General features: G+C 50.1%; 8 protein-coding genes. 5 read left to right on the plus strand and 3 right to left on the minus strand.

Annotated elements, in window-relative coordinates; translation table 11 throughout:
- Nucleotides 1–258: 258 nt before the first annotated feature.
- The 5 genes from Q3886_RS07225 to Q3886_RS07245 are packed head-to-tail and all read left to right on the plus strand — an operon-like array spanning nt 259 to nt 4968.
- Nucleotides 259–1266 (plus strand): ABC transporter substrate-binding protein, encoded by a 1008-nt coding sequence (locus tag Q3886_RS07225; RefSeq protein WP_301860620.1) that lies wholly within the window; start codon nt 259–261, stop codon nt 1264–1266.
- A 15-nt stretch (nt 1267–1281) separates the two neighbouring features.
- Entirely contained in the window at nt 1282–2073 is a 792-nt protein-coding gene (locus Q3886_RS07230) for an ABC transporter permease (RefSeq protein ID WP_301860621.1), read from the plus strand.
- A complete protein-coding gene (locus Q3886_RS07235) occupies nt 2070–2858 on the plus strand; it encodes an ABC transporter ATP-binding protein (RefSeq protein ID WP_301860622.1) in 789 nt (262 codons plus the stop codon). The genes Q3886_RS07230 and Q3886_RS07235 overlap by 4 nt, the downstream gene beginning before the upstream one ends.
- Nucleotides 2859–2884: 26 nt before the next feature.
- The gene (locus tag Q3886_RS07240; protein WP_301860623.1) at nt 2885–4723 is read left to right on the plus strand and encodes a fumarate reductase/succinate dehydrogenase flavoprotein subunit; all 1839 of its coding nucleotides are present in this window, start codon (nt 2885–2887) and stop codon (nt 4721–4723) included.
- Nucleotides 4723–4968 carry a ferredoxin family protein gene (locus tag Q3886_RS07245; protein WP_301860624.1) on the plus strand — a complete coding sequence of 82 codons (246 nt, stop codon included), beginning with the start codon at nt 4723–4725 and terminating at the stop codon, nt 4966–4968. The genes Q3886_RS07240 and Q3886_RS07245 overlap by 1 nt, the downstream gene beginning before the upstream one ends.
- Before the next feature lie 112 nt (nt 4969–5080).
- On the opposite strand, the gene Q3886_RS07250 is transcribed toward Q3886_RS07245, so the two are convergent.
- The 3 genes from Q3886_RS07250 to Q3886_RS07260 all read right to left on the minus strand — a co-directional run.
- Nucleotides 5081–5575, minus strand: coding sequence for a cupin domain-containing protein (locus Q3886_RS07250; RefSeq protein ID WP_301860625.1), 495 nt, complete (start codon nt 5573–5575; stop codon nt 5081–5083).
- 19 nt (nt 5576–5594) lie between these two features.
- Nucleotides 5595–6629, minus strand: a complete 1035-nt coding sequence (locus Q3886_RS07255) for an alpha/beta hydrolase (RefSeq protein ID WP_301860626.1) — start codon at nt 6627–6629, stop codon at nt 5595–5597.
- A gap of 90 nt (nt 6630–6719) precedes the next feature.
- Nucleotides 6720–7012 (minus strand): hypothetical protein (locus Q3886_RS07260; protein ID WP_301860627.1); only part of this gene is annotated, 293 nt, incomplete at its 5' end.

Consider the following 7012-nt stretch of genomic DNA (forward strand, 5'->3'; position numbering starts at 1 on the left):
AAGAGAAGGCTGTAACAAAAGGAGTGAAAGAACTTATTTTGTTACAGCCCCTTTTATGTAAGGAAAAGTGATTGATCCTTAGTTAAAAGAAAGTACATGTGATATCATTTCACATCAATGAATAACATATTGATTTAAAATGACGCGATATCAAAAGTTTAGATGAGGTGTAAAGGGAGTGAGAACGTGAAGAAATATACTGGTTTTCTTAGCGTTGCTGTTCTTCTGTGTTCTGTTGCAATGGGTGTATACGGTAGTGTGAATAGTGGTGCAAGTGAAAAAGAACAGGTTACTATTGGCGTCGGCTATCAGACCGTAACGGCTCAGACCTGGGGACCGCTAATTATGAAGAATAAGGGATTTTTCGAAGAAGAGTTGCAAAAAGTCGATCCTGGTAAACAGTTTTCTATTGATTGGCAGAATGCGCAGTCTGGGCCTCCTCTTACGAATAACATGATTGCCGGTAAACTACAGTTTGCCGATATGGGTGATATGCCTGTTCTGATTAATGGCGAAAAAGGGGAAATCATGCCTAATTATGATTCCGTATTTCTGGGATTTGATGGAAAAGGGAGAAGCGGAAAAAATGAGGCTATTCTGGTTCCCAAAAATTCATCCATTTATTCTGTTAAAGATCTGGCAGGGAAAACTGTTGGTACTCCCATTGGATCTAGTGCTCATCGTATGCTGTTGGCAGAATTAGATGCAGCGCATATTACGGATAAGGTTGATATCGTCGGTCAGGATGCTACTGTAGGGGTCAATAATATTGCGCAGCAAAAAATCGATGCCTATGCTATTTGGGAGCCTTTCCCGACTCTGGCTGTACAGAAAGGTGTAGGCCGCATCCTCGTCGGCGGGGAAGATACGGGCATTGACTACTTGGACGGTATCGTTGCCGACCGTAAATGGGTGAAAGAACATGAGGAATATACTGTAGCCTTTTTAAAAGCGCTCATTCGGGCTCATGATTTTATCAGAGAACATCCAGACGAAGCAGCAAAAATTTTTGCTAAGGAATCGGGATATTCAGAACGTGTTGCCCGGGAAATGGTAAAGGCCATTCGTTTTGATTCCGTTGTATATCAAAGAGATTTACGGACCTTGGAAGGAAGCAAAAAGTTTTTGCAGAAGTCCCATGCGATGGGTGATCTAAATGTAACGGCTTTTGTCGATGTATCGTATTTACAGAAGGCGTTTCAGGAACTGGGAAAATCCTACCCCGATGACGGTCAGCTTCAGGGAGACTGGCTGACCCAGCCCTAGAAAGGAAGATGATCTATGGTGGTACAAAAACATCCCTTGTCACAGCCTTTCGTAATCCTTTGCGCAATCGTGTCGATTGCTGTCTCCATTGGTATCTGGCACTTTCTCGTCGCCTTCAATGTACAGCGACCGCTCATGTTCGGCAATTTGCCGGCGCCAGCAGACGTTCTGCAGGCAGGAATTGCCCTCCTGCAGAACAGCGAATATTATCGCCACGTCGGCTACAGCTGCCTGCGGATTCTCGTCGGCTGTGCCCTGGCTCTGCCATTAGGCGTGTTCTTCGGCCTAGTCATCGGCCTTTCCCGGCCAGGACGACTCTTTCTCCTGCCCATATTCGAGCTGATGCGGCCTATTCCGCAGATTACGTGGATTCCCGTGTCGATCCTGCTGTTTCCAACCATTGAAGGCAGTATCGTTTTCATCACCTTTATGGGCGGCTTTTTCCCCATTCTGGTCAACACCATTGCAGGAACGCAGAACGTGGAACCGTCTCTGGTGGATGCGGCCCGGAGCATGCATGTGACAAAGTGCCAGCTCGTCCGCTATGTCTATCTTCCGTCAGCAGTGCCGGATATTCTGACAGGCCTTACGATTGGAATTGGCACGTCCTGGATGAGCGTTATTGCGGCAGAAATGATTTCCGGCAAATATGGCATTGGCTACTTTACGTGGCAGTCTTACAATTTGATGAACTATGCCGATACGATTGTGGGCATGATTACGATCGGCGTCGTCGGCATCGTATTTTTCAGTGTCATACGTATGGTGTCAGGACGCATACTGGCATATCGGGGGATAGTGCAATGATTGAAGTAAAAGAATTGTCCAAGTCGTTTGCAGCCAATGACGGCACTGTAAAAAACGTGCTGCATCATATGAATGTAACCATTCAGGATAATCAGTTTGTCTGTCTTCTCGGCCCGTCAGGGTGCGGAAAAAGCACGTTCCTCCGCCTTCTTGCCGGACTGGACAGTCCTACAGAAGGGCAGGTGCTGGTCGATGGCCATCCCGTTCGGGAACCGCCGCAGCAAAGTGCTTTCGTCTTTCAGAACTACGCCCTGTTTCCCTGGATGACCGTGTTGGAAAATGTGGCTTTTGGCATGAAAATCAGCGGTGACTATACGGCTGAAGCAAGGAAGAACAGGGCAGAAAAATACCTGGCTCAGGTCTACCTGCAAGGGTATGAACATCATTACATTCATCAGCTGTCCGGCGGCATGAAGCAGCGCGTTGCCATTGCCCGGGCTCTGGCGGCAGGACCGCGTATCCTGTTTATGGATGAACCTTTTGGGGCCCTGGATACGTTTACCCGCATGGATCTGCAGAATTTGCTCAAAGAGCTGTGCAAATCGAGACAGATGACGGTACTGTTTGTTACCCATGATATTGACGAAGCCATTTACCTGGCTGATACGGTGGCGGTCATGAATACGCAGGATAAAGGAATTGGCGAATTTTTCCCTATTGATATACCGGGCGAACGGGACAGGACGAGCAGTGTGTTTAATGAATACAGAAAGAAAATTTTTGCAGCTTTTCACGTTCACAGTCCGGAAGAACAGGCGTTTCATCGTGGACTGTACGTTATTTAGTCGAAGAGAGGATGGTATTGTAGGTTATGAATATACAAACCCTTCATGCTGATGTAGTAATTATTGGCGGCGGCAGTGCCGGTACCATTGCAGCCATTAAGGCCAAGGAAGCCAATCCAGAGGCAGAAGTACTGATTTTTGACAAAGGCCCTATTGAAACGTCCGGCGCTATTGGCCGCGGCATGGATGCTCTGAATATTATGGCATCGCCTAAATACTCTACGCCGGAAGACGTGGTCGAAGCACTGACCAAGGTTTCTGAAGGCATCTTGGATCAGGAAACGGCCTATGTCTTGGGCGAAAAAGGGATTGACGTCATTAAGGATCTGGAAGATTATACGGACAGAAAACCAGGTGATTTATTCCCTATTGATAAAGATGGCAACTATGTTACTAATTACCTTCATCCAACGGACAAACCGCTGTACCTGGCCATGGACGGCGAAGATATTAAGCGGGGCCTGGCAAAACGGGTCAAACAGCTGGGTACGCGCGTACTTGGCTATACGGCAGCAGTCAAACTGTTTACGACAGACGGAGAAGTATCCGGTGTATTTGGCTTTAATATCCGCACAGGACAGGGCTATTTCGTCCATACGCCGACAGTTATCCTTTCTGCCGGCTGCGTAGGGAAATTTGGCCTGCCCCGGGACGGATATTTATCCGGCATCTATGAATTTCCCGGCAATACAGGCGAAGCCTATGCCATGGCCTACGAAGCGGGAGCCGAGCTGGTCAATATGGAATGCTTCCAGACCAACCTGCTCATGAAGGACTATAACGGTCCGGCCTGCGGCTACGTTGTCTATCCCCGCGGCGGGTACAGCGTAAATGCTGAAGGCAATAAGTACTGGACTCATGGCTACTGGTCTGGCGATATGTTCCTGGCTGTATGGAAAGAGTTCCAGGAAGGGCGGGGCCCGATTTACCTGAAAATGAGCGACTTGCCGGAAGAAACGATTAACGGCCTGGAAAAAGTCCTCTGGGGGACAGAACGGACGACGCGGGGCCGGTTCCATCTGGACCGGGATGAATCGTATCACTCCTGGGATTCTGTCGAACAGGGGCTGGAAGAAATTACGCTGTGCAGCGGCCACAGCATGTCCGGCATCAAGGTAGATAAGGATACGCATACCAGCGTTCCCGGCCTGTTTGCTGCCGGAGACTGCGCCAGCGTTCCTCATCAGTACCTGACAGGGGCCTTCGTATTTGGTGCTATTGCCGGCTATGAAGCTGTGCAGTACGCAAAAAAACACAAGGCAAAACCAGTAGGCGTCAACCTGGAAGCCCTGGGCGATGAAATTGAAGAACCGTTAAAACGGGACGGCGGACTGACGCCGCAGGATGTGGAATTCAAGCTGCGGGCCCGTATTTCCCAGTACCTGACGCCGCCGAAAAACGACCACTTAATGGAAAAGATGCTGTGGTGGTGCGACCGTATTCGCCGGGAAGATATTCCCCGCATTGTCGTAGAAGACTACCATGATCTGGTAAAAGTTACGGAAATCAAGAGCATTCTCGTCTGCGCCGAAATGGCTGCCCGGGCCTCGCTGTTCCGTACAGAAAGCCGCTGGGGTCTGTCTCACTACCGCCTGAAGTATCCGAAGAGAGATCCCAAATGGGACCGCAAGCAGGTGGTCGTATCGAAAGGGCGGGAACAGATGGAATTACAAGCCGTCGAAGTTCCGCCGTATCAGTGGGATTATCCGGACCGGCTGGAATATGAATATCCCCAGGTAAAGCTGGATATTGGCGAAGGTTACAAGCCGCCTAAGAATGAAAACGTCGATCCGTGGTTAGATGAGAAGTATGAACGGGAAGGATTTGAAATTCCCCGCCGCATGGTTCCAGGAGGTAAAAAATAATGGCAAATGAAGCAAGCAGTACTCAGGTTAGCAAGAAGAAATACTATTGGATTGAACCGGATACGACACTGTGTATATCCTGCGGGACCTGCGTGAACTATTGTCCCCGCGACGTCCTGCGGATGGGACCGGATAAGCATCCGTACATGAAATACCGCGACGACTGCTGGTACTGCGACGTATGCACCTTCGTATGTCCCAAAGGGGCACTCAAATTAAACGAACTTCCGTATCTGATTAAATAGATATATGATGGCTATATGACAAATCTCCCCGCATCCAAACCGGACCGGGGAGATTTGTTGCTATATCATAAAGGGGAGAGGTTTTCACAACTGCTGCAGCCGGCTGTAACCATCAGTTGCTGAAGTATTGCTCATCTGTTACCGGTTCCATCCAGGTCACATTTTTCCCATTCCGCATTTCTGTTAATACAAGATGAGTCATTTCTCCGTCTGGTGAAGCGCCGTGCCAGTGCTTGACGCCGGCAGGGCACCAGATCGTATCGCCAGTGTGGGCTATGGTTTTAGGCCCGCCTTCGACCTGGGTCCAGCAGGTCCCTTTTACGACGATCATGCGCTGACCGCCGGGATGGGTATGCCAGTACGTACGGGCGCCAGGTGCAAAGGTTACATAACTGCCCGTATAGGTCGTATCAGCTGTCGTTTTAAACAGGGACTGATGATGGACTGTCCCAGTAAAGGTTTTGGATGAAGCCTGTGTTACGGCCTGATCCGGAATCATCTGGACGCCCTGGGCAGATTGCTGAAATTCAGCGGCATGAACCGTAGACAGCGCCATGAGCGGCAGCAAGGTCACTGCCAGCAGAAATAAAGCTGCTTTTGTATTCATACGAATTCCTCCTGTCGGATTATTTCAGATAGCGATGATAGAACTGAGATAATTTATCTACTGCCGGATCGACATATTCCGGCTTGTCATATAAATCGATATGGGAAGCATTGGGAATAATATACAGTTCCTTGGGATCTTTGGCCATGTTGTAGGCATCTTCGCTCAAATAGCGCGTGCCGGCACGGCTGCCGGCAATGAGCAGGAGGGGCCGGGGAGAAATCCAGTCGACATGGTCAAAGGCCGTATAGGCGAACATCTTGTCCAGGCTGGTATAGGTATAGCGGTTGACGGAACGGGGATGGGAGCCGCGGGGCGTGCGGTAGTATTCATGAAATTCGCGGTACATATTCGGCTCAATGGCAGGGCCATCGGGAATTCCGACAGCAGAATCGGGGACGTAGTTAATATAGCGTGTTTCGCCGCCGCGGGCCTCAATGGCCCGCTGCTTTCCTACATCTGCCAGCGTCTTGTTGCGGCTCTCGTCGGTCATGGAGCCGGCAATGCCTTCTCGCCTCGTCCGGCCTGAATCGACGGCACTGACGGCGGCAACGGCCTTGATGCGGCCTTCTGTTTCAGCTGTGTGAACTGCGTAGCCGCCGCCGGCGCAGATGCCCAGAACGCCAATGTTATTTTCATCGACAAAGGACAGCGTATCCAGGTAGTCGATAGCCGAGCGCACATCTTCAACGCGCGAAGCCGGGTCTTCGATATAGCGGGGTGTACCGCCGCTTTCCCCCTGGTAGGCGGCATCATAGGCCAGGGTGATAAATCCTTTTGCTGCCAGTTTTTGTGCGTATATTCCGGCAGTCTGTTCCTTTACGCCGCCGCCGGGATGTACGACGACCACGGCGGGATAGGTTTTGGTGGCGTCAAAGTTTTCCGGTTTATACAGATTACCGGCCATGCGGATATTGTTTTCTTTTTTTGTGAACCAGACCTTCTGGGCATTTTGTGTTACGTCCGGTGCAGCGGCAAACGAGCCAGCTTGGGCAGCAACGATTGTCAACAACGATGCTGCTACGAGAGATCTGAGAAATTTTGCTGTTTTCATAAGGTTCCTCCTTGGGAAAAACGGTTCAGTCCTGCCGTCGCAATCGCGGCAGGACTAAAAGCATCGGTACGGATATTAGGCGAGCACATCTCAGTAATCCCCATTTTCACTGAATACAGGCGGACGATGGGCATTATCCCGTGCGCTGCGTGCGTTTTCTTCAGCGTAATGTCTTAACGCTTCTGCCGGCGTATCAAAAGCCGGAGCCGCTTCATAGCTGCCGTTTTCACTGAATACAGGCGGACGATGGGCATTATCTCGTGCGCTGCGTGCGTTTTCTTCAGCGTAATGTCTTAATGCTTCTGCCGGCGTATCAAAAGCCGGAGCAGCTTTATAGCTGCCGTTTTCACTGAAAACCGGTACAGAAGCGGCAAAGGCAGAAA

The organism is uncultured Megasphaera sp. (assembly GCF_958350005.1).
Taxonomy (GTDB): domain Bacteria; phylum Bacillota; class Negativicutes; order Veillonellales; family Megasphaeraceae; genus Megasphaera.